Source organism: Mycobacterium sp. ZZG (assembly GCF_054786995.1).
Genome location: NZ_JBTBFV010000016.1, coordinates 1 through 21,460 on the forward strand (window position 1 = coordinate 1; position 21,460 = coordinate 21,460).

General features: G+C 66.8%; 21 protein-coding genes and 3 pseudogenes. 16 read left to right on the forward strand and 8 right to left on the reverse strand.

All coding sequences use genetic code 11. From position 1 onward, the window contains the following. The 8 genes and pseudogenes from ACXMYJ_RS11635 to ACXMYJ_RS11670 form a co-directional block, all read left to right on the forward strand. A pseudogene (locus ACXMYJ_RS11635) lies at positions 1–199 on the forward strand (amidohydrolase family protein); the annotation flags it as partial. A gap of 108 nt (positions 200–307) precedes the next feature. After that, on the forward strand, positions 308–1,474 hold the full coding sequence (locus ACXMYJ_RS11640) for an acyl-CoA dehydrogenase family protein (RefSeq protein ID WP_460356275.1): 1,167 nt from the start codon (positions 308–310) through the stop codon (positions 1,472–1,474). A gap of 77 nt (positions 1,475–1,551) precedes the next feature. Further along, the gene (locus tag ACXMYJ_RS11645) at positions 1,552–2,787 is read left to right on the forward strand and encodes a CaiB/BaiF CoA transferase family protein (RefSeq protein ID WP_396884593.1); all 1,236 of its coding nucleotides are present in this window, start codon (positions 1,552–1,554) and stop codon (positions 2,785–2,787) included. Between the two features lie 4 nt (positions 2,788–2,791). Then, positions 2,792–3,589, forward strand: coding sequence for an enoyl-CoA hydratase/isomerase family protein (locus ACXMYJ_RS11650; protein WP_460356382.1), 798 nt, complete (start codon positions 2,792–2,794; stop codon positions 3,587–3,589). A 5-nt stretch (positions 3,590–3,594) separates the two neighbouring features. Then, positions 3,595–4,791: a thiolase family protein gene (locus ACXMYJ_RS11655; RefSeq protein ID WP_460356277.1), complete on the forward strand. Its 1,197-nt coding sequence runs from the start codon at positions 3,595–3,597 to the stop codon at positions 4,789–4,791. A gap of 15 nt (positions 4,792–4,806) precedes the next feature. Further along, positions 4,807–5,955, forward strand: coding sequence for an acyl-CoA dehydrogenase family protein (locus ACXMYJ_RS11660; RefSeq protein ID WP_260754505.1), 1,149 nt, complete (start codon positions 4,807–4,809; stop codon positions 5,953–5,955). A gap of 146 nt (positions 5,956–6,101) precedes the next feature. Continuing rightward, positions 6,102–6,740: a TetR/AcrR family transcriptional regulator gene (locus ACXMYJ_RS11665; protein ID WP_260754504.1), complete on the forward strand. Its 639-nt coding sequence runs from the start codon at positions 6,102–6,104 to the stop codon at positions 6,738–6,740. Further along, positions 6,737–7,237, forward strand: coding sequence for a hypothetical protein (locus ACXMYJ_RS11670; RefSeq protein ID WP_260754503.1), 501 nt, complete (start codon positions 6,737–6,739; stop codon positions 7,235–7,237). Before ACXMYJ_RS11665 ends, ACXMYJ_RS11670 begins: the two co-directional genes overlap by 4 nt. Positions 7,238–7,241: 4 nt before the next feature. Here ACXMYJ_RS11670 and ACXMYJ_RS11675 read toward each other — a convergent pair whose 3' ends face one another. Genes ACXMYJ_RS11675 through ACXMYJ_RS11690 form a run of 4 tightly spaced genes read right to left on the reverse strand, consistent with a single transcriptional unit; the run spans position 7,242 to position 11,151 of the window. After that, positions 7,242–8,207, reverse strand: coding sequence for an NADPH:quinone oxidoreductase family protein (locus tag ACXMYJ_RS11675; RefSeq protein ID WP_460356282.1), 966 nt, complete (start codon positions 8,205–8,207; stop codon positions 7,242–7,244). Positions 8,208–8,214: 7 nt separating this feature from the next. Continuing rightward, entirely contained in the window at positions 8,215–9,234 is a 1,020-nt protein-coding gene (locus ACXMYJ_RS11680; protein WP_260758205.1) for a phosphotransferase family protein, read from the reverse strand. 32 nt (positions 9,235–9,266) lie between these two features. Then, positions 9,267–10,565, reverse strand: coding sequence for an acyl-CoA dehydrogenase family protein (locus tag ACXMYJ_RS11685; RefSeq protein WP_460356284.1), 1,299 nt, complete (start codon positions 10,563–10,565; stop codon positions 9,267–9,269). A gap of 16 nt (positions 10,566–10,581) precedes the next feature. Then, entirely contained in the window at positions 10,582–11,151 is a 570-nt protein-coding gene (locus ACXMYJ_RS11690) for a TetR/AcrR family transcriptional regulator (RefSeq protein WP_443188832.1), read from the reverse strand. Between the two features lie 238 nt (positions 11,152–11,389). Here ACXMYJ_RS11690 and ACXMYJ_RS11695 point away from each other — a divergent pair, with 238 nt between their 5' ends. Beyond that, the gene (locus ACXMYJ_RS11695; protein ID WP_260754500.1) at positions 11,390–11,575 is read left to right on the forward strand and encodes a hypothetical protein; all 186 of its coding nucleotides are present in this window, start codon (positions 11,390–11,392) and stop codon (positions 11,573–11,575) included. A gap of 25 nt (positions 11,576–11,600) precedes the next feature. On the opposite strand, the gene ACXMYJ_RS11700 is transcribed toward ACXMYJ_RS11695, so the two are convergent. From ACXMYJ_RS11700 to ACXMYJ_RS11715, 4 genes and pseudogenes are all read right to left on the reverse strand, one after another. Further along, positions 11,601–12,560: a TIGR03564 family F420-dependent LLM class oxidoreductase gene (locus ACXMYJ_RS11700; protein WP_460356286.1), complete on the reverse strand. Its 960-nt coding sequence runs from the start codon at positions 12,558–12,560 to the stop codon at positions 11,601–11,603. A gap of 12 nt (positions 12,561–12,572) precedes the next feature. Further along, the gene (locus ACXMYJ_RS11705; protein ID WP_460356288.1) at positions 12,573–13,316 is read right to left on the reverse strand and encodes a hypothetical protein; all 744 of its coding nucleotides are present in this window, start codon (positions 13,314–13,316) and stop codon (positions 12,573–12,575) included. Between the two features lie 12 nt (positions 13,317–13,328). After that, positions 13,329–14,217 (reverse strand): annotated as a pseudogene (locus tag ACXMYJ_RS11710) (NAD-dependent epimerase/dehydratase family protein). A 128-nt stretch (positions 14,218–14,345) separates the two neighbouring features. Beyond that, positions 14,346–14,543: pseudogene (locus ACXMYJ_RS11715) on the reverse strand (emopamil-binding protein); the annotation flags it as partial. 260 nt (positions 14,544–14,803) lie between these two features. Between ACXMYJ_RS11715 and ACXMYJ_RS11720 the strand changes: the two are divergent. From ACXMYJ_RS11720 to ACXMYJ_RS11750, 7 genes are all read left to right on the forward strand, one after another. Then, complete coding sequence (locus tag ACXMYJ_RS11720) at positions 14,804–16,069, forward strand: aromatic ring-hydroxylating oxygenase subunit alpha (protein WP_260754495.1); 1,266 nt, start codon at positions 14,804–14,806, stop codon at positions 16,067–16,069. 2 nt (positions 16,070–16,071) lie between these two features. Then, on the forward strand, positions 16,072–16,428 hold the full coding sequence (locus tag ACXMYJ_RS11725; protein ID WP_460356291.1) for a hypothetical protein: 357 nt from the start codon (positions 16,072–16,074) through the stop codon (positions 16,426–16,428). Continuing rightward, entirely contained in the window at positions 16,425–17,666 is a 1,242-nt protein-coding gene (locus ACXMYJ_RS11730; RefSeq protein ID WP_460356293.1) for a metal-dependent hydrolase family protein, read from the forward strand. The genes ACXMYJ_RS11725 and ACXMYJ_RS11730 overlap by 4 nt, the downstream gene beginning before the upstream one ends. A gap of 57 nt (positions 17,667–17,723) precedes the next feature. Then, positions 17,724–18,176: a MarR family winged helix-turn-helix transcriptional regulator gene (locus ACXMYJ_RS11735; protein WP_260758203.1), complete on the forward strand. Its 453-nt coding sequence runs from the start codon at positions 17,724–17,726 to the stop codon at positions 18,174–18,176. A gap of 118 nt (positions 18,177–18,294) precedes the next feature. Continuing rightward, complete coding sequence (locus ACXMYJ_RS11740) at positions 18,295–19,338, forward strand: 2Fe-2S iron-sulfur cluster-binding protein (protein ID WP_460356295.1); 1,044 nt, start codon at positions 18,295–18,297, stop codon at positions 19,336–19,338. A 24-nt stretch (positions 19,339–19,362) separates the two neighbouring features. Then, a complete protein-coding gene (locus tag ACXMYJ_RS11745; RefSeq protein ID WP_460356297.1) occupies positions 19,363–20,109 on the forward strand; it encodes an SDR family NAD(P)-dependent oxidoreductase in 747 nt (248 codons plus the stop codon). Positions 20,110–20,187: 78 nt separating this feature from the next. Next, on the forward strand, positions 20,188–21,459 hold the full coding sequence (locus ACXMYJ_RS11750) for an aromatic ring-hydroxylating oxygenase subunit alpha (protein ID WP_460356299.1): 1,272 nt from the start codon (positions 20,188–20,190) through the stop codon (positions 21,457–21,459). Position 21,460 lies beyond the last annotated feature (1 nt).

Here is a 21,460-nt window from a genome sequence, read left to right on the forward strand (position 1 = left end):
CTACCAGAACGCGATGCGCTGGTATCACTTCGACGCGTTCAGCCACATCCCCAAAGACCAGGCCACCGTCGGAGCCCTACGCAAAGCCGCCGAAGGACACGACGTCTCCATCCAAGCCCTATCCCACAAGGAGAAGACCGGCGCCACCTTCGCCGACTTCGCGGCCAGCGCCAAGTCGATCACGGGCAACAAAGACTGAGCAAGCCCCTGCCGAAATCGCATTCCATGCGCGGAAAGTCGCGCGATGACCGCGTGGAACGCGATTTCGGCGGTTTGAAGCAGAGGAGAGGCAGCTATGCCGGGCGGTATGAGTTTCGAACTGACCGAGGATCAGGAGTTGATCCGCAAGTCGGTGGCGGAACTGGCGGGCAGGTTCGACGACCACTACTGGATGGAGAAGGACCAGGCCCACCAGTTCCCGCAGGAGTTCTACGACGCCATCGCCAAGGGCGGCTGGCTCGGTATGACCATCCCCGAGGCATACGGCGGACACGGTCTCGGGATCACCGAGGCCACGCTGTTGCTCGAAGAGGTGTCGCGTTCGGGTGCGGCGATGAACGGCGCCAGCGCGATCCACCTGTCGATCTTCGGCATGCAGCCCGTCGTCAAGCACGGCTCCGACGAGCTCAAAGCCCGCACCCTGCCCCGGATCGTCGACGGCGACCTGCACGTGTGCTTCGGGGTGACCGAACCCGGTGCGGGGCTGGACACCTCGCGCATCACGACCACCGCCAAGCGCGAAGGTGACCATTACCGGGTGAACGGCCGCAAGGTGTGGATCTCCAAAGCTCTTGAGTCCGAGAAGATCCTGCTGCTCACCCGCACCACGCCGTATGACCAGGTGACCAAGAAGACCGACGGTATGACCCTGTTCCTGACCGACCTGGACCGCAACCGCGTGGACATCCGGCCGATCAACAAGATGGGCCGCAACGCGGTGAGCTCCAACGAGCTTTTCGTCGACGACCTGATGGTGCCGGTGGAGGACCGGGTGGGCGAGGAGGGCAAGGGTTTCAAGTACATCCTCGACGGGCTCAACCCCGAGCGGATGCTGATCGCAGCCGAGGCGCTCGGCATCGGACGGGTCGCGCTGGAGAAGGCGGTCAAGTACGGCAACGAGCGCCACGTGTTCAACCGGCCCATCGGCATGAACCAGGGACTGCAATTCCCGCTCGCCGACTCGCTGGCCCGCCTGGACGCCGCCGAGCTGGTGCTGCGGAAAGCCACCTGGCTGTACGACAACGGCAAACCCTGCGGGCGTGAGGCGAATACGGCGAAATACCTGTGCGCCGACGCCGGGTTCGGAGCAGCCGACCGTGCCTTGCAGCTGCATGGCGGCATGGGCTACTCCGAGGAGTACCACGTGTCCCGCTACTTCCGTGAGTCACGCCTGATGAAGATCGCGCCGGTGAGCCAGGAGATGATCCTGAACTTCCTCGGCGAGCATGTGCTCGGCCTGCCCAGGAGCTACTAGGTGGGTCTGCACGATCGTGGCGTCCCGGCACCCCGGGCAGGTGCCGCCGGTCGACGGCCGCATGGTTATCTGAACAGGTGAGCAGTCCTCAGACCGGCGCGGCACCCCTGGCCGGGGTCACCATCGTCGCGATGGAGCAGGCCGTGGCCGCTCCGATGTGCACCCGTGTGCTGGCCGACTTCGGCGCCCGGATCATCAAGGTGGAGAACCCCAACGGCGGTGACTTCGCCCGCGACTACGACGACGTCGTGAACGGGCCCGGCGGCCTGGCCGCGCATTTCGTGTGGTGCAACCGTGGCAAGGAATCGGTCACGTTGAACACGAAGTCGCCGGCGGGCCTGGAGCTGTTGCACCGGTTGCTCGACCGCGCCGACGCGTTCGTGTCCAACCTGGCCCCGGGCGCGACGGCGCGGCTGGGCATCGCCCCGGCAGACCTCGCGGTGCGGCACCCCGACGTGATTCCGGTGGAGATCGACGGGTACGGCCCGGGCGGGCCGATCTCGCACAAGCGGGCGTACGACCTTCTGGTGCAGGCGGAATCGGGCTCGTGTGCGATCACCGGCTATCCGGGCATGCCCGCCAAACCTGGTCCCGCGATGGCTGATTTCAGCACGGGTCTGTACGCGGCGATCTCGATCCTGGCCCTGCTGTACGGGCGGGCCCACCGACCGGGGGCAACGCCCGCACCGTCGGTGGAGTTGAGCCTCTTCGACGTGATGACCGATGTGATGGGGTACGCGCTGACCTACACCCAGCATTCGGGCATCGACCAGGAACCGCTCGGCGTCGGGTCTCCCGCGGTGGCGCCCTACGGCGCGTTCTCGACCCGGGACGGGCAGACCGTCGTGCTCGGCACCACCAACGACCGCGAGTGGCAGCGGGTCGCCCGCGAGATCATCGACCGCCCCGATCTGGCCGACGATCCCCGTTTCGCGACCAACTCCGATCGGTGCGCGCACCGCGAGATTCTCGAGGAAGCGATCGGAAACTGGTGTGCTAGGCATGATCTGGCCGACATCCAGAAAACGGCTGACGCGGCCGGGATCGGGAACTCCCGCTACAACAAGCCAAGCGAGGTCGTGGTGCACCCGCATCTGGCCGCCCGCGACCGGTGGCGCACCGTCGCCACACCGAAAGGCGACATCCAGGCGCTGCGTCCACCGCCGGTGATCAGCGACTTCGAACAGCCGATGGGCGCGATCCCCGGACTCGGGCAGCATACCGACGCCGTGCTCACCGAGATCGGGGTCAGCGCAGAGGAATTGAACCGGCTGCGGGCAGACGGCGTGATCGGGCCGGCCTACCGTGGCTGAGGAGGTGCTGCTGTCGTCAGACCGCGACGGGGTCCGCACGCTGACGTTGAACCGCCCCGAGCGGCGAAACGCGCTCGACGCCCGGCTGTGGGTCGAACTCGCCGATGCCCTGCGGCAGCTCAAGCGGGACCGCGGCATCCGGGCGCTGGTGCTCACCGGTGCCGGTGGCGCGTTCTGTTCGGGAGCCGACATCGGTACCGGTGAGCAGATCCATCCGCGCTACAAGCTGGACCGCCTCACCGACGTGGCTTTGGCGCTGCACGAGCTCGCCGTGCCGACCATAGCGAAGGTCACCGGCATCGCCGTCGGTGCGGGCTGGAACCTGGCGCTCGGTTGCGATCTGGTGGTCGCCACGCCGGAGTCACGGTTCTGCCAGATCTTCTCCAAACGCGGGCTGTCCGTCGACCTCGGCGGTTCGTGGCTGCTGCCCAGGCTCGTCGGACTGCAGCAGGCCAAACGCCTGGTGCTGCTCGCCGACATGATTGGCGCCGACGAGGCGCACGCGCTGGGCCTCGTCACCTGGGTCAAGTCCGGCGACGAGATCGACGCGTTCGTCGACGACCTCGCCGGCCGGCTGGCCGGCGGGCCCCCCTTCGCGCTGGCGCAGAGCAAGGCTCTGCTCAACGACGGCGCCAACGCGACACTGCGCGAGGCGCTGGCCAACGAGGCGCGCGCGCAACCGGGTAACTTCGCGACCGCGGATTCGGGCGAGGCCTACGCCGCGTTCGCGGCCAAGCGCGATCCGGCGTTCACCGGGGCGTGGGCCCTGTATGACGACGCCACCGACAAGGATGAGGAGTAGAGATCATGCGGGAGACGGTCATCGTCGGTGCCGTGCGCACACCGGTGGGTAAGCGCAAGGGCGGTCTGTCCGAACAGCACGCGGCCGACCTGTCGGCAGTGGTACTCAACGAACTCGTGGAACGCACCGGGGTGGGCGCGGACATGATCGACGACGTCATCTGGGGCTGTGTCTCGCAGGTGGGGGACCAGTCGAGCAACATCGGCAGGTATTCGGTGCTGGCCGCCGGCTGGCCCGAACACATCCCGGGCACCACAGTGAACCGGGCGTGCGGGTCGAGCCAGCAGGCGCTGGACTTCGCCGTGCAGGCCGTCATGTCCGGGCAGCAGGACATGGTGGTGGCCGGCGGGGTCGAGGTGATGAGCCGTGTCCCGCTGGGCGCCGCACGCGCCACCGGCATGCCGTACGGGCCGAAAGTCCTTGCCCGCTATGAGGATTTCTCGTTCAATCAGGGCATCTCGGCCGAGATGATCGCGCAGAAGTGGGGTTTCTCCCGCACCCGTCTCGATGAGTACTCCGCGCAGTCCCACGAACGTGCCGCAGCGGCCCAGGACGCGGGCGCGTTCAGGGACCAGATTGTGCCCGTCTTCATCGCGCACACCAGCGAGTCAGCCACGGGCGGGACGGACGGGGACGGCAAGGTCGCGGGCAGTGTGGTCACCGAGGACGAAGGCATCCGGCGCGGCACCACCGTCGAGAAACTGGCCGGCCTCAAGCCGGCGTTCACCGAGGACGGGGTCATCCACGCGGGCAACTCGTCGCAGATCTCCGACGGCGCCGCGGCGCTGCTCGTGACCACGATGGAGAACGCGGTGAACCTGGGCCTGGCCCCGCTGGTCCGGTACCGTGCCGGAGCGGTGACCGGTGCCGACCCCATACTGATGCTCACCGGGCCCATTCCCGCCACTGAGATGGTGCTGCACAAGGCGGGCGTGAGTCTCGACGAGGTCGGGGTGTACGAGGTCAACGAGGCGTTCGCACCGGTACCGCTGGCCTGGCTGGCCGACACCGGCGCCGACGAGGCCAGGCTCAACCCGCTCGGCGGCGCGATCGCCCTCGGCCATCCGCTCGGGGCCTCGGGTGCGGTGCTGATGACACGGATGATTCATCACATGCGGGACAACGGCATTCGTTATGGGCTGCAGACCATGTGCGAGGGCGGGGGCACCGCGAACGCCACCTTGGTCGAACTCGTCAAATAGGCAAGGAGTCCTGACATGCGTAGGGATCTGTTCACCGAAGACCATGAGGCTTTCCGCGAACTCGCACGCGATTTCGTCGAGAAGGAGGTCGTTCCCCACTATCCGCAGTGGGAGAAGGGCGGCCGGATGCCGCGCGAGGTCTTCGAGCAGATGGGTGAGCTCGGAATACTCGGCGTGGCCATCCCGGAGGAGTACGGCGGTGGAGGACAACCCGACTACCGGTACAACGTGGTGCTGCAGGAGGAGGCGGCACGCGCGCTCGTCACCTTGTCGACGGTGCGCACCCAGCTCGAGGTGATCCTGCCCTATTTTCTGCATTACGCGAATGCCGAGCAGCGTGACCGCTGGTTCCCCGGGCTGGCGTCGGGAAAGCTGTTGACGGCGATCGCGATGACGGAGCCGGGTACCGGGTCCGACCTCGCGGGTATGCGCACGACCGCGGTGCGTGACGGAGACGACTACATCGTCAACGGCGCCAAGACCTTCATCACCGGAGGCATGCAGGCCGATCTGGTCATCGTCGTCGCGCGCACGTCCACCGATCCCGACAACCGCCGCAAAGGGCTGACTCTCTTGGTGGTCGAGGACGGCATGGCGGGGTTCACCCGGGGACGCGAGCTGGAGAAGATGGGCTGCAAGGTCCAGGACACCGCCGAACTGTCCTTCGTCGACGTCCGAGTTCCCGCTGCCAACGTGCTCGGTGACGTGGACGAGGCGTTCGGCTACCTGGGCCACAACCTGGCCCAGGAGCGGCTCACGGTGGCGGTGGGTTCGGTGGCCCAGGCACGGTCGGCCATCGCCGCCGCGATCGAGTACACGCGCAGCAGGAAGGCGTTCGGCACGCCGGTGGCGTCGTTTCAGAACACGAAGTTCGAACTCGCCGCCTGCTCGACAGAGGTGGAAGCGGCCCAGGCGATGCTCGACCGGGCGATCGCACTGCACGTCGAGGGAGAGCTCACCGGCGCCGATGCGGCAAGGACGAAGCTGTTCTGCACGGAGATGCAGCAGCGGGTGGTCGACCGCTGTCTGCAGCTCTTCGGCGGCTACGGCTACATGATGGAGTATCCGATCGCGCGGCTCTACACCGATGCCCGGGTGGCCCGCATCTACGCGGGCACGAGCGAAGTCATGAAGGTGATGATCGCGAAGTCGCTCGGTCTGTAACTGGCATTTGGCCTGACAAACAGCCTGACCTGCAGCTGGTCGGCCCTGTGACGGCCGCCTAAACCCAATTGTGCTGAGACCCTTGTCACAGCGGCCAAACCTACCTACTGTGTGTTCACTAGGTTGGTTAAGCGCCGAGGAGACCAGTGTCAGCCCCTGAGCCCGCCGGACCGGATCTGGGATCACCCAGGAGGCCGTACGCGACGTTGTTCGCCAAAGGTGAGGACCGCCGCCAGCGGATCCTGGCCGTGGCGGAGCGGCTGCTGGCGCGCAACGGATGGCGCAGCACCTCTCTCGCGCAGATCGCCCGGGAAGCCGGTGTCACGCCCGCAGGTCTGCTGCACCATTTCGAGTCCAAGGAGCAACTGCTCAACGCGGTGCTCGACGCGCGCGACGCCGACGACGACGCGCACGCCGACCGGTCCGGCGACCTCATCGCCGAGCTCACCCGGGTGCCCAAACGCTTCGAACGGTCACCCGAGCTGGTCGGAACCTTCATGGTGCTGCTGGCCGAGAATCTCGCCCCCGATGCACCGCTGCACGATCGCCTGCACAAGCGTTACCGCGCGGCGGCCGACATCATCAAAGACCTCCTCGTTCGTGGTCAGCGAGAAGGGCTGTACCGCAATGACTTCGACGCGGCCACCAAGGCCACGGAGATTCTCGCCTTCATCAACGGAATGGAGATCCAATGGTTACTCGATCCCTCAATCCCGCTGACCGAGGTGTACCAGGGGTACGCGGAGTCGCTGGCCCGCGATCTGGCCCAGCCCAGACCGACATGAGGTACCGGCTGGACGTGGTGTCCCCGACGGTGCTGGACGCGGTGCGGTTCGCCGGTGGCTGGATCTACGACCGCGTCATGGCGGGCTGGGACGTGACCGTGCTGGTCGGCAGCGACGAAGATGTGCGCCCCCTGGAGATCCTCGGAGCCGACACCGCGGACCTGGAGTCTGTGCTGGACTCGTGGGAACAGCGGCCGCACCCGCAGACCGTCGCGGTGGCCGCCGACCTGTTCGGCTGCGACGACCGCGTCCGTCGCGGAGTGCTCGGCGCGCTCGACCAGGGCGCCACCGAGGTGACCCTGTGGGGTGGGCCGGTGCCGTCCGATCTCAACAGCAGCGTGGGACCGGTCGAACACCGCCTCAGCGCGGCGGCCCGCGCCTTCAAAGCGCAGGCGCTGGCGGCGGCGTCCGGTGCCGGGCAGACGATCGCCCCCGCCGAGATCTTCTGTAGCGGCATGATGGCCTCGGTGGCAGCCGACCTGGTACCCGCCAGCTGAGGGTTCACCGCAGGTCGATCAGCACCTTGCCGACGGCGCGACCGTCAGCGACCAGTCGCAGTGCGGCCGCGGTCTCCTCGAGCGGGTAGACCGCGCCGACGTGCGGTACCGCCCGGCCGGAGACGAGCAACTCACGCAGCTCGGCCTCGTTCCGGTCGAACTCGTCGGCGGGCACGTCCTGGAACTGGAAACCGTGCACGTGAATACCCTTGATCAGCACCAGGTTCAACGGGATTTTCGGAATCGTGCCGGACGCGAACCCGATCGTCACGAAGCGCCCGCCCCGGCCCAGCGAGCGCAGCGCCGGCTCGCTGAGAGCCCCGCCGACCGGGTCGAGCACCACATCGGCACCGGCTGGCAAACAATCCCGGAGCGCGCCGCGCAAGTCGCGTTCTCGGTGATCGACCACCTGTGCCGCCCCGTATCCCGCTGCGACCGACAGTTTCTCGGAAGAGGACGCCACGGCCACGACATGGGCCCCGAGTGCGGAACCCAGTTGCACCGCGGCCAGACCCACCCCGCCACCGGCGCCGAGCACCACCAGCCGTTCGCCGGCGCGTAGCCGCGCCACTGACCGCAACGCATGGTAGGCCGTGCGGTGGGCGACCCCGGACGCGGCGGCGGTCCGCGCGTCGATCCCGTGCGGGACGTGCGCGAGGGCCTTCGCGTCGACCACCACCTCCTGCGCGAACGCCCCTGACATGCCGGTCCCGCTCACCCGGTCACCGACGGCGAAACCCCCGACGCCCGAGCCTATTCCGTCGACCACGCCGGCGAATTCGCTGCCCGGCACAAAGGGGGGCGGAACCTCGATCTGATACGTGCCCGCCACCAGGAGCACGTCGGGGTAGTTGACCGCCGCCGCTTCCACTCGGACGCGCACCTGACCGGGCCCGGCGCCGGGCGTCGTGCGCTCCTCGATGCGCACCACCTCGGGAGGCCCGTGCACCGGGCACACTGCAGCACGCACGGCGCGGCTAACCCCGGTAGTCCGTGGACTCGGCCAGCTCGGCGGCCGAGGCCATCAACTCTGTCACCACCGGACCGAACGCCAGCAGCTTCTCGTCGTCACCGGCGCGCTGATAGCCCTGTTCCAGCACGATGGCCAGTTTCCACTTCGCCAGCACCAGGTAGTAGTCAAGGTCGTCGACCTGGCGCCCCGACACCGCCGCGTAATGCGCGACGACCTCGTCGCGTGACGGCATGCCGCCCATGTCGACATACGCCATTTCCGACGGCTCCGGGTCGGCTGTGTCTTCGCCCCGATCCGCTCCTTGCGTGAGCGACGGCCATGACTGCACCATCCACCCCAGGTCGAGCTTCGGGTCACCGACCGTGCCCATCTCCCAGTCGACGATCGCGGCCAACTGCGCCGGGGCCCCGTGCCGGTACATGACATTCGCGAACTGGTAATCCCCATGCATGAGGCCGGGGATGAAGTCCAGCGGCTTGTGCGCGCGCAGCCAGCCCGTGGCGACCTCGAGTCCCGGCAGTTCGCGGTTCTTGACCCGCTCGAGGAAGCCGATCCAGCGGTCCACCTGACGTTCGTGGAAGCCGTCCGGCCGGCCCAGGTCGTGCAGGCCCCTGGCGCGCCAGTCCACCTTGGACAGCAGCGCAATGCCCTCGGCCAGTTGATAACTGAGCCCAGGTCGAGAGGACAGGTCGCTGTCGAACGGTTCCGGCCACCTGCCGTGGGTGTCCATCGGCGACCACCCGTCGACGTAGCCCATCAGGTAGAACGGTCGGCCCAGCACCGAGGAGTCGTCGCAGACACCGATCGCCGCGGTGTGCGGGACGTCGGTCCCGTCCAGCGCCTCGATGATGCGCCATTCCCGCAGGATCCCTTTGTCCCGGTCAGCCGGCGCGCCGGGAGGCGGCATCCGCAGCACGCAGCGGTGTTCACCGCGGTTTATCTCGAAGATGACGTTCTGGGTGCCACCGGACAGGAAACGGGCACTCAGCGGTTCGCCTTTGCCCGGCAACGCAGCCCGGTCCATCCAATCGGCGAGGCGTGCTGTGTCGATGTCGCTCACAGGTTGCCCACCTCGTGTTCGAGGTAGTCGGCATACTTCGCCTGTGCCGCTTGCCGTTTGGCCGGGATCCACTCCGACGGCCAGGTGCCTTCCGCAGGCCGGTGATCGCGCAGCACCTGCTTCGCGACCGTCGTCTTGTGCACCTCGGTGGGCCCGTCGGCCAGGCCCATCACCGCGGCGCCGGTCACCATCCCGAGGAACGGCACCTCGTTGGTCACGCCGAGCGCGCCGTGGACCTGCATCGCCCGCCACGCGATGTCGTGCAGGACGGTGGGCATCACGACCTTGACCGCGGCGATGTCTTTGCGGACCTTCTTGTAGTCGTTGTACTTGTCGATCTCCCAGGCGGTGTACAGCACCATCAGCCGGAACTGCAGCAGTTGGGCGTACGAGTCGGCGACGTAGCCCTGCACGAACTGCTTGTCCGACAACCGACTGCCCTGTGTCTCGCGGCTGAGCGCCCGTTCGCACATCATGTCCAGCGCCTTCCGGGCGAGCCCGATGGTTCGCATCGCGTGGTGAATTCGGCCGCCGCCCAGACGGGTCTGGGCGATCACGAACGCCTGCCCTTCACCACCGAGCAGCGCGTCGGCCGGCACCCGGACGTTGTCGTAGTGGATCAGCGCGTGTGACCCGTGTTCGGCGCCTTCGCCGTACAGGCCCGCGTTGCGCACGATGTTCACCCCGGGAGTGTCGGTGGGCACCAGGAACATCGACATGCCCTGATACGGGCTGACATCGGGATTGGTCACTACCATGACAATCAGGAACGAGGCGGTCGAGGCGTTGGAGGAGAAGAACTTCCAGCCGTTGATCACCCAGTCGTCGCCGTCACGCACTGCCGACGTGGTGAACATCGTCGGGTCTGCCCCGGCGTGCGGTTCGGTCATCGAATAGCAGGAGAACAGCTCGCCGTCGAGCAGCGGACGCAGGTAACGCTGCTTCTGATCATCGGTGCCGTAATGGGCGATGATCTCGGCGTTGCCGGTGTCGGGAGCCTGACACCCGAAGACGATCGGTGCCCACTGGGAACGGCCCAGGATCTCGTTGAGCAGTGCGAGCTTGAGCTGACCGTACCCCTGCCCGCCGAGATCGGCGCCCAGGTGGGTTGCCCACAACCCGCGGCTGCGCACCTCCTGTTTGAGGGGTTCGATCGCCTCACGCCGTTTGCCTTCCAGCGGCGTGAACTGCTGATGCGGCCACACGAGGTCCAGCGGTTCGACCTCTTCTCGGACGAACTCGTCGGCCCAGTCGAGCACCTTTTGGTACTCGGGGTCGGTTTCGAAATCCCACATGGCGGCCTCCTTGCCGTTATCGCGTGGTGCGGTGACGCAATCCGTCGATCAACGTGGTGATGTCGGCGGTGACCACTGTGGCGAACGAGCGCTGGCCGAACGCGCCGGCCGCCCAGTGCCGCGCGCCTTCACTCACCATGGTCTGCGCCAGGTAGGCGAGGTGCGCCACATCCACCGCAGCGGGCAGCTTTCCGTCGGCTCGCGCACGGGTGAAGAGTTCGGTGAACATGTCGGCGTCGAACTCTGGTGGACTGCCGTCGGCGAGGATGCGGTGTTCGTGCCGGTAGCCCTCGAGGATGGTCTCGATGATGAGCTCGCGCGGATTGCGTGCCATCGACTGCTCGAAGGCTCGTAACGCCGCCTCAATCACGGATTCGACCTCGTAGGGCTTCTTCAGCAGGCCATGGATCGTGCGATGTGCCGATTGGGTCGACAGCACGCCCACTTCGAAGAGCACGTCTTCCTTACGGGGGAAGTAGAAGTAGAACAGCGCCTTCGAGACGCCCGCTGCGGTGCAGATGTCGGCGACCGTCGTCGACCCGTATCCCTTGGTACGCCACAAAGCCATCGCGGCCTGGACGAGCATCCGTTTCGTCTCACGTGACCGGGCACGCTGGAACGAGGCACGGCGCTGACCACGGTCAGCAGCTGCCTCAGGCTCGATCACCGCCACAGTGGAGAAATTAACAGGTACTGCCGACGCTGCCAATAGTTGACCGACGTCTAATTAGCGTAGTTCGGGGACGTGACCGGCGGCGTGCCGATGGAGTTCATGGGCAGCTACGCCGTCGGGCAGTCCGAACAGGCTGCGGCAGAATGACCGTATGGCGGTCCTCAAGATTGCGGCGGCGGCGTTCGCCTGTCTGGCGCTGCTCGCCGGTGCCCTGCAGCTGGCGGCATTCGCGTCCGGTGGATGGGCCCGCCATCTGATCCTCGGCGTGTTCGCGTGCGCCGTCGGAGTGTCGGTGGCTGCTGCGGTGATTGTGTCGGTGGTGCGGTCGCGACGCTGACGGGGGCCGTCTGTCGAGGCTTCTGTCAGAGCTCCGCGAGGGCTGCCGACAGGAATTGTGCTGTGCGCTGGCTGGATTCGCGCCGTCGGTGGGTGTCGTCGCCGAGCGGGACGATCCGTGCGGCGAGGTCGGTGACGCCGGCGTCGCGGTACGCGCGCAACCGTGCCAGCACCGCCGCTTCGTCCCCGGCCGCCATGGTGTCGCCGACGTCCGCGGCGTCTCCGTGTTCCAGCAGTGCGACGTAGTTGGGGGAGAAGTGGGCGTGGCCGAGGACCTCGCTGGCATGGGCGCGGGCGTCGGCGGCCTGATCGTTGGTGCACAGCGCGACCGGAACGCCGGCGACGATGCGGGGTGCCGGGCGGCCGGCCGCCTCGGCGGCGGCGGCGATGCGCGGAGCGACGTGTTCGGCGATCGCACGCTCATCGGCCATCCACAGAATGGTGCCGTCGGCCTGTTCCCCCGCGATACGCAACATCGTCGGTCCGAGTGCGGCCAGCAGCAGCGGCGGTGCGCCGTCGGTCACGTCGACGGGACTGTGCACGTGGTACTCGTCGTTGTCGACGTCGACGTCGACCCGACCCGGCCCACCGAATGCCCCCTGCAGGACGTCGAGCGCGGCACGCAGCCTGCGCACCGGTCGGTCGTAGGAAAGGCCCAACTGTCCGTTGATGATCCAGTCGTGGGACAGCCCCAGGCCGAGCGTGAAACGGCCGCCGCACGCGGCGTTCGTCGTCAGGGCCTGCTGCGCCAGGATCATTGGGTGACGTGTCTGGATCGGCACCACCGCCGTGCCGATCTCGATGGCGGTGGTCGACGCGCCGAGCAACGCCATCGCGGTCATCGCGTCCAGATAGCCCGGAACCTGCGGAAACCAGAACGAGCTGAACCCGGCGGCTTCCGCGGCAACACCGTCGGCGAGCAGGCCCGCCAGGCGGTCGGATCGGGGGCGCTCCTTGTCGGAGCCGACCATCAGGCCAATGCGCATGGCGCTCCTTGATCACGGCACATGGCGGTCCCATTCGTGCGGCACCACCGGATAGAACGGTGCGGCGAACAGCGGCTGCGCACCGGTGTCCTGCCAGCGCCTGGTCAGTGCCGGCGCCAGCCGCCGCGCCGTGTCGACGGGGTCGTCGTCGAGGAAACAGTACGAGGGGGTCTGCCTGGCAGGCGCATTCGCGAGCCGCGCTCCGACGGGCAGCGTGGTCGCCGACCACACTCCTGCCACGCCATCGACATCGAGAAGCTCCGTCGGCGCGGATCCGGCCGTTTCGAGGAGCAGGTACACGCCCCGCGTCGGCCACCACGGCAGGACATCCGCGCCGACCTTGACGCGCGGCGCGGCGACCTTCTCGGCGACGTCGTAGACGCCGCGCTCGACCGGCGGCAGCAGCGGGAGCTTCCGTCCGGCTTCACCGAGCGCCTTCGACGGGGAAAGGAACGACTCCATACCGCCGGGATCGGTGAAGAAGTACGTCATCACGTGGTCGATGTCGTCGTGGCGGTCGCGACTGAACGCGCGGGCGGAGCGGCACGCGGGCGTCGACACCAGCCGCAGCGATGCGCGGACCGCCGACATCCTGTGCTGCTCGGGCCGGTGGTCGAGGGTGTGCCAGCGCAGGTAATCGGCGTCGGTACCGTCGGGGTGGCGTCTGGCCATGGACACCAACAGGGTCGTGACATCTCCGCGGCCTTCGGCCAGGACGCCAGGGACTTGGTCGGAGGGTGTGCCGGGTAGCTGCATTGCCGGGTCCCTTCAGTCCGCGGCCGCGCGCAGCATCTCGGGGCGCCGCGCGTCGATCATCCGCCGGAAGCCTTCTCGCCACGGCACTTTCGTGGTTCCGAGCACCTCGTGCATACGGGTGACATCCGGCCACAGTGGAGTGTGCGCGTCGGGGGTGTACTCGAATATCGGCGCGACACCGACGAGTTCGCCCATGTAGCGGCAATAGTCCTCGACGCTGACCGTCTCGCTGCCGGCCCAGTTGACGACCTGCGGTGGTGTCGCCGCGACCTCCATGGCGCGGATGCCGAGCTCGACGTAATCGTCTTCGTAGATCGGGTTGTAGTTGTTGGGCCTGTCCGGATGCAACCGAATGGGCCTGCCCGCCAGGATCGCGTCGAGGCGGTCGGCCGGCGCGCCGCCCTCCGGTCCGTAGGTCGAGCAGATGCGGATGACCGTCAGCGGGATGCCGTGCCGGCGTGCGATCCATCCGCACACCGCCTCGGCGGCCACTTTGGAGAAGCTGTAGTTTGCGCGCAGTGGAACCCCAGGTGGGTCGTCCTCGGTCAGCGGGCGCTGCCCCCGGTAGCCGTAGATCGAACCGGTCGAGCACAGCACGAAACCCCTGGCCGAACGGCAGTGGTAGAGCAGGTCGCCCGAGCGCTGTGCGTTGGTCTCGAGGCACCGGGTCCACCGCGGCATGGAAGACGTACGCGAAGTCGCTTCGCACATCGGACAGATCGCCGATACTGAGATCGAGCGCAAGCGGTGTGACACCGGCCGCCGTGAGCTTGTCGCGGTCGGCCGGATCGCGCAGACGGGCCGCACCCCACACCTCGTTGTGGGGTGCCAGGGCGCGTGCGATCGGATACGCGATCTTGCCGGTGGCACCGGTGATCAAGATCTTCTCACCGTGCAGCATGCGTGCTCTCCCTTCGCTTCTTTCGCTACCTCGGCAGTCTCGCCGGCACGATCGCCGGTGGCACGTCGGAGGTTCAGCGCGACATCATCGTGCAGCGGATCCTCGGACTGCCTGCGCGCTGACGGCCGCGGCCCCGCCAGCCGGGTCAGATGGTCGATCGGCAGGTGGATCGAATACAGGACCAGCGGCGGCAGCACGATGAACGGGATGTTTTCGCCGATGAACTTGAAGCCGAGTCCGAACGCTTCCTGCCCGATGTTGCCGAAGCCGGAGCCGACCTCGGCCAGGAAGTACACCGCCGTGCTGCTCATGAGAATGGCACCCCCGTGGGGCCCACGGTTGCGCGAGATTCGTTCGTGTGCGGGAGGTGTCATCACGTCGCCGGGCACGGTGCCACCTCCAGGGTTGCGTCAGCCGAGTTAATATCAACTACTTGTGATTGCCGGGCAAACCCTATACCGTCGGCGGTGTCGTCTCCTGCGAAATGGCGAAAAGGCAGCTGCGCCTGTGTGTTTGCCTGCGAGACTGGTTCGGTCGCTTCGCGAGGGGGCGGTGCGGCAGTGATGGCAGTCAACAGGAGACGACGATGGCCCGATTTCCCAAACCGCCAGAAGGCAGCTGGACTGAGCACTACCCGCAGCTGGGCACCGGCCCGGTGTCCTACGAGGACTCCATCGACCCGGAGTTCTACGAGATCGAGCGCAAGGCCGTGTTCAAGCGCGCCTGGCTGAACGTCGGCCGCGTCGAACAGATCCCGCGTAAAGGCAGCTACTTCACCAAGGAGATGAAGGTCGTCAACACGTCGATCATCGTCGTGCGCACCACCTCGGGCGAGGTGAAGGCCTACCACAACATCTGTCGACACCGCGGCAACAAGCTGGTGTGGAACGACATGCCACTGGAAGAGACCAGCGGCGTGTGCCGCCAGTTCACCTGCAAGTACCACGCGTGGCGCTACGACCTCGACGGCAACCTGACCTTCGTGCAGCAGGAGGGCGAGTTCTTCGACCTCGACAAGAGTCGCTACGGCCTGGTCCCGGTGCACTGCGATGTGTGGGAAGGCTTCATCTTCGTCAATTTCGCGACCGAGCCCGAGCAGTCCCTGCGCGAGTTCCTCGGGCCGATGATCACGAACCTGGAGGGCTACCCGTTTGACCGCATGACCTCGCGCTTCCACTACCGCTCGGAGGTCAAGGCCAACTGGAAGCTGTACATGGACGCGTTCCAGGAGTTCTATCACGCACCGGTACTGCACGCGAACCAGTCGCCGACGGCATATTCGAAGGCCGCGGCGGAGGCCGGCTTCGAGGCGCCGCACTACCGCATCGAGGGGCCGCACCGCCTCGTCAGCACGTCCGGCGTCCGCGCCTGGGAGATGGCCGACGAGATGCGCAAGCCGATCGAGGACATCTGTCAGAGCGGGCTCTTCGGTCCGTGGGACAAGCCGGATCTGGGCGAGATGCCCGCCGGCCTGAATCCGGCGAAATGTGATCCTTGGGGCTTGGATTCATTCCAGCTGTTCCCGAACTTCGTCATCCTGTTCTGGGGGCAGGGCTGGTACCTGACCTATCACTATTGGCCGACGTCCTACAACAGCCACCTGTTCGAGGGCACCGTGTACTTCCCGCAGCCGCGCACCCCGCGGGAACGCATCGCCCAAGAGCTCGCAGCAGTGTCGTTCAAGGAGTACGGGCTGCAGGACGCCAACACGCTCGAGGCCACGCAGTCGATGGTCGAATCGCGGGTGCTGGACGACTTCGTGCTGTGCGACCAGGAGGTCCTGATCCGGCACCTCCATGCCGAAACCGCCGCGTGGGTCGAGGATTACCGGCGCAAGACGGCGGGGGTGTGACGATGAGCGTCGACATCGACGGTGTGGCCGGGACCGCGAAACTGCCCCCGGAATTCGCCGATCTCGAGGAGTTCTCCGACTGGTGCCTGGGCTCGGAACCGGAGCGCTACGCGAAGCGGTTGAACAGCACGATGGCCGAGCTGCAGGCCTTCTACGACGCGATCACCGCGCGGGCCGAGGAGGCCATCGCGTACTGCGACAAGTTCTCCCTCGACGATCTGCCCGAAGACGTGCTGAACCTGATGCACATGCTGCATTCGATGATCCAGGCGTCGTTCCCGGTCGAATGCTGGAAGCAGCCGAAGGTGCCCGACACCGGCGCCACGTCGCTGGACTGCGACGTAGAACCCGTCCCGTGACCACGACGGTCGTCAAGGCGGCCCGGTGGGTCGACGTCGAGGCCGGGGTGGTCCGGTCGCCGGCGGTCGTGGTGGTCGACGGCAACCGCATCCGGACGGTCGATCCGGCCGAGGAGCCGCCGGTCGACGCCGAGGTCATCGACCTCGGCGACATGACCCTGGTGCCGGGGCTGATGGACATGGAGCTCAACCTGCTCATCGGCGGCCCGGGCGGTCCGGAGGGACTGCCCAGCCCGATGCACGGGGTGCAGGACGACCCCGCCTACCGCACCCTGCGCGGCGCGGTCAATGCGCGCACCACGCTGGACGCGGGTTTCACCACCGTGCGCAACCTCGGCCTGATGGTCAAGACCGGCGGATACCTGCTCGACGTCGCGCTGCAGCGCGCGATCGAACAGGGGTGGCACGTCGGCCCGCGGATCTACCCGGCCGGGCACGCGGTCACCCCGTACGGCGGACATCTCGACCCGACGGTGTTCCAGCGCCTGGCTCCGGGAATCATGCCGCTGTCGGTCGCCGAGGGCATCGCCAACGGTGTCGACGACGTCCGGGCATGCGTGCGCTATCAGATCCGCCACGGCGCCAAGCTGATCAAGGTGTCCGCGTCGGGCGGTGTGATGTCGCACAGCACCGCTCCCGGCGCGCAGCAGTACTCCGACGACGAATTCGCCGCGATCGCCGACGAGGCGCACCGCGCCGGCGTCCGGGTCGCCGCACACGCCGTCGGGGACAGTGCGATCCGCGCATGCATCCGCGCGGGTATCGACTGCATCGAACACGGCTTCCTCGCGACCGACGAGACCATCCAGATGATGGTCGACCACGGCACATTCCTGGTCTCGACCACCTACCTCACCGAGGCGATGGCCGTCGACCGGATCGCACCGGAGCTGCGCAAGAAGGCCGAGGTCGTCTTCCCGCAGGCGCAGTCGATGCTGCCCAAGGCGATCGCCGCGGGAGTGCGGATCGCCTGCGGCACAGACGCTCCGGCGTTCCCGCACGGGCAGAACGCCAAGGAGTTGTGTGCCCTCGTCGCCCGCGGGATGACGCCGATGCAGGCGCTGCGCGCTGCGACGGTGACCAGCGCGGAACTGATCGAGGCTGACGACGAACTCGGACGGCTCGCTCCCGGGTACCTTGCCGACATCATCGCGGTCGACGGTGATCCCAGCGACGACATCACGACGATGCTCAATGTGCGTTTCGTGATGAAGGACGGCGTCGTCCACAAGGGGTGACCAAAGCGGCGGTCAGACGGCTAACGTCTAGGCATGGAGGCGCGTGACGTGGCGGCTATCGAGCTCACCGACAACATCCTCTGGCTGCTCAAACAGGCCTTCTACTTCTCGCTGACCAGCGTGAACGAGGCCGTCAGCGAGCACGGGGTGAGCACCGCCCAGATCGGGGTGTTGCGGCAGCTGTCCAACGAACCCGGCCTGTCCGGTGCAGAACTCGCCCGGCGGCTGCTGATCACCCCGCAGGGCGTGCAACTGGCCCTCACGGCCTTGGAGAAGCGTGGTCTGGTCGAACGAAAGCAGAATCCCGCGCACGGTCGCATCCTGCAGGCGTTCCTGACCGATGACGGACGCAAGGTGGCCGCGGCGGTGGTCCACGATGCGATCGCGGCGCACGACAAGGTGTTCGGCGTGCTGTCGAAGGCCGAGCAGGACACGCTGCGCGAGCTTCTCGGCCGGGTGGTCGAGCAGGGTACCGGCCACGAGCTGTACGCCGACCACATCGACACCTGATCGCCGAAATCGCATTCCGCGCGGTCATTTCGCGGTTATGGGCGCGTGGAATGCAGTTTCGGCGGGCTGAGTATCAAGCACTTGAGATTAATGACAAGTACTTGATATCCTGGCGTGGATGGCTGAGGAACTGACAGTCGGGGATTCCGCAGGGTTTGCGCCACTGCGCATCATGCGCGTGGTGCGCGAAACCAGCGATACCGTGTCCCTGGTACTCGACGTGCCGGAGCACTGCTCGCACCGCTTCCGCTACAAGGCGGGCCAGTTCCTGACGCTGCAGGTCACCGTCGGAGGGCGCGACCTGCGCCGGTGCTACTCGATGTCGTCGGCGCCGGTCGACGACGAGTTGCGCATCACCGTCAAGCGCGATCCGGGCGGGGTGGTGTCGAACTGGATCAACGACACCGCCGCCGAGGGTGACGCGCTGCACGCCGCACCGCCCGCGGGCAGATTCGTTCTGGCCGAAAATGTTTCGAACACGAGGCCATTGATCGCGTTCGCCGGCGGCAGCGGGATCACGCCGATCATGTCTCTGGTGCGCAGTGCGCTGGCCGATTCGGGGCGGCCGATCAGACTGCTCTACGCCAACCGCAGCCGCGAGTCGGTCATCTTCGCCGAACCGCTGGCGCGCCTGGCCGAACAGCACGCCGGACGGATAACGATCGAACACCACTACGACGAGGACGGCGGCGTGCTCACGGCCTCGACCGTCGAGTCGTTCGTGGCTGGTGTCGGTGATGCGGACTTCTACATCTGCGGGCCCGCCCCGTTCATGGACACCGTCGAGAAGGCCCTGCTCGGCGCCGGTGTGCCGAAGCAACGCCTGCATCTTGAGCGTTTCACGGTGGCCTCGGTGCCGCCCGGCGTCACGGACGACACCGCGCAGGTGTGCGAGGAGGTCGTCATCGAACTGGACCGCCGAAAGACCGTCGCGGCCTACCGGCAAGGTGACACACTGCTGCAGACCGCACGGCAGAAGGGCCTGAAGGCGCCCGCATCCTGCGAAACCGGCTCCTGCGGAACCTGTATGGCCAAGGTGGTCGAGGGCAGTGCGCGGATGTTGAACAACGACGCACTCGATGAGGACGAGGTCGAGGAGGGCTGGGTGGTGACGTGTCAGGCTCTGCCGACCAGCCGCACAGTCCACGTGATCTATGAGTAGGAGCGTATCGATGAGATGCAGACGATGACGCGCGTAGCGGTCGTGACCGGCGGCGCTTCCGGCATGGGCGAATCGACCTGCCATGAGCTGGGCCGGCGAGGGCACAAGGTGGCCGTGCTGGACCTCAACGGCGAAGCGGCACAGCGGGTTGCCGAGGAGCTACGCGCCGACGGCGTCACCGCACTCGGTATCGCGGTCGACGTGACCGACCGTGCGGCCCTCGAGGAGGCCTTCGCCAAGGTACGCACCGAACTTGGGCCGGTGCACATCCTGGTGACCAGCGCGGGCCTCGTCGACTTCGCGCCGTTCCTGCAGATCACGCCCGAATCGTGGCAGCGCCTGATCGACGTGAACCTCAACGGCACCTTCCACTGTGCGCAGTTGGCAATCCCGGACATGCTCGACGCCGGCTGGGGTCGCATCGTGATGATCTCGTCGTCCAGCGCGCAGCGCGGCTCACCGGGCATGGCGCACTACGCGGCGTCCAAGGGGGCGCTGATCTCGTTCACCCGTTCGCTGGCGCGGGAGTACGGACCGCTGGGAATCACGGTGAACAACGTCCCGCCATCGGGCATCGAGACGCCCATGCAACGTCAGTCCCAGGCGGCCGGGTTCCTGCCGCCCAACGAGCAGATGGCGGCCAGCATTCCAGTCGGCCACCTCGGCACCGGCGACGACATCGCGGCCGCCGTCGGGTTCCTGTGCTCGGAGGAGGCCGGGTTCATCACCGGCCAGACCCTCGGTGTCAACGGCGGGACGGTGATGGGATGACGACGGCCAGGCGCATTACCGCCGACATGCGCAAGGCGATAGACATTCGCGGCACGACGACAAGGGGGAGGGGTTCGAATGGCCAAGTGGCCCAAGCCCGCTGAGGGCAGCTGGACCGAACACTATCCAGAGCTCGGTACCGGACCGGTGTCGTTCCGCGACTCGATCTCGCCGGAGTTCTACGAACTGGAGCGCGAGGCGGTGTTCAAGCGGGCGTGGCTGAATGTCGGCCGCGTCGAGGAACTGCCGCGTGTCGGAAGCTATCTGACCAAGGACATCGACGCGGCGAAGACGTCGGTCATCGTGGTCAAAGGCCGTGACGAGCAGATCCGCGCCTTCTACAATCTGTGCCGGCACCGTGGAAACAAGTTGGTGTGGAACGACTTCCCGAGCGAAGAAGTCAAGGGCGCGTGCCGCCAGTTCACGTGCAAGTACCACGGGTGGCGCTACGGTCTCGACGGCGAACTGAAATTCGTCCAGCAGCCCGGCGAGTTCTTCGACCTCGACACCACGAAGTACGGCCTCAAACCCGTGCATTGCGACGCGTGGAACGGCTTCATCTTCATCAACTTCGATCCCGAGCCCCGTCAGACGCTGCGCGAGTTTCTGGGCCCGATGATCACCGCGCTGGACGACTATCCGTTCGAATTGATGACCGAGCGTTACGACTTCGTCGCGCACAACAACAGCAACTGGAAGATTTTCGCCGACGCGTTCCAGGAGTACTACCACGTGCCGTCACTGCATTCGCAGCAGGTGCCGACCGAGGTGCGCCAGCCGAACGCGACTTTCGAGTGCGGGCACTTCCAGATCGACGGGCCGCACCGACTCGTGTCGACGGCCGGCACCCGCCGGTGGCTGCTCGCACCCGAGTACATGTACCCCGTCGAAAGGGCCACGCGCAGTGGGTTGGTGGGACCGTGGCGGACCCCGGAGACCCATCAGTCGGCCGGGCTGAACCCGGGCGGCATCGAGCCGTGGGGCATCACCAATTTCCAGATCTTCCCGAACTTGGAAATCCTGATCTACCACGGCTGGTACCTGCTGTACCGGTACTGGCCGACGTCGCACAATACGCACAAGTTCGAGGCCTACAACGCGTTCCACCCGGCCCGCACCGTGCGCGAACGGATCGAGCACGAGGTCGCGTCCGTCGTGCTGAAGGAATTCGCGTTGCAGGACGCCGGGATGCTCGGCGGCACCCAGGCGGCACTGGAGTACGGCCTGAACGAGCCGGTAGTCGACGACTACCCGCTCAATGATCAGGAGATCCTGGTCCGTCACCTCCACCATGTCGCTGTCGACTGGGTGAAGCGATACAAAGCCGAACGCGACGCGGTGGGGGTGTGAC